At 71.5% G+C, this 1289-nt stretch carries 1 protein-coding gene; it reads right to left on the bottom strand.

Features of this window, described 5'->3' with window-relative positions; translation table 11 throughout:
• Nucleotides 1-149: 149 nt before the first annotated feature.
• Entirely contained in the window at nucleotides 150-1220 is a 1071-nt protein-coding gene (locus ACWELJ_RS34180) for a DUF6049 family protein (RefSeq protein WP_452370188.1), read from the bottom strand.
• Nucleotides 1221-1289: the final 69 nt, after the last annotated feature.

Below are 1289 nucleotides of genomic sequence, written 5' to 3'. Positions count from 1 at the left end.
CCACGGCGCGGAGGGTGCGCGGCGCGCCTGCGGCGGCCCGTCGGGCCCGTCCGGCCGCCCGCCCGGTCCTTCGTGGTACCCGGGGTGGCCCGCGGCCCGGTCCGATGAGTCCTCCGGTCGGCCGGATGAGCGTGGCCCGCCGTACTCGCTCACCGTGCCTCCTGTCGTTTCATGTCCCGCTTGCGCCCGCGGCCGTCCTGCTCGGGACCGGGGGCGGCGCCGGCGTCGAACCCCTCCTCGTCGGCCGGATCGGACTGTCCGCGGAAGCGGTGCCAGAGCCGGCGACCGACCAGCAGGAGCAGTAGTGCGCAGGCGCTCGCCGTAATTATCGCCAACACCTGACCGTAGGCGTTGGATCGCACCGATACCGAGACCGCGTTGCCGAGCGGCACGCCGTCGGGTGTGGTAAGCCCGATGGGAATGGCCAGGTTTCGGCTGTCGGAGACCTCGGTGGGGATCTGGAAGGACCGGTTTCCCTTGGCGGGCAGTTGCTGCTCGCCGATATCGGTGATGTTCGTCTCGGTGGGTGCGTCGATCTTGAAGCGCACCCGGATGGCCACCGGCAGGTCGTTGCGGGCGACCAGCAGCAGCGGGCTCTGTTCGGAGGCGAGGGTGTAGACGCCGCCGGGCGGCAGCACCGTCACCGATCCGTACAGGTTGTTGATGGTTTTGGTGGTCTGGTCCAGCCGCCGCTGGGCATTGGTGTCGGCGGCGGCGCCCCCGGACCGGCGGTCGGTCAGCGACAGCACCCGGATCAGGTCGTCGCGCAGCGGGGTGAGGAAGGCGCGCGGGCTGAGTTCCTGCTGCGGCACGTCCACCAGCGCGCTCATCAGTTCGGTGATGCGCTGGCCCTGCTGGTGCACGGGTTCGGCGTAGTGCGCGGGCACCGCGTCGTCGGCGGCCTGCTCGAGGTAGTCGAGCGTGTAGGGCTGCGGATCGGGCTGCTGCGCAAGCAGTTCGGTGAGCGGTCGCGGGGTGGCGAGGTTGTTGCGCAGCTGCAGGTCCAGCAGGGCGAGGACGGAGGTGGCCTCGTCCCGGTTGGCTCCCCACTGTTGCGGCGGCACCAGCAGCGCGGAGCGCGGGCGGCCGGGCTGCGGGTTGAGCGCGGTCCACGCCACGGCCCCGAGCGCGTCCTGCAGCCGGGCGGCGCGGGAGTCGACGGTGACGTCGTAGCGAGTCGGGGCGGTGCCGCCCCGAATGCTGCTGCTCCCGTTGCCCACACCGCCGCCACCCGCTACATCGGCCCCACCGGTCTCGACCCGTATATGAACCGCTTCTTCAATATGCTC

It is taken from the genome of Nocardia sp. NPDC004582 (genome assembly GCF_053602115.1).
The sequence above is the reverse complement of the archived record's forward strand: the minus strand, read 5'-3'. Positions and strand labels throughout refer to the sequence as shown.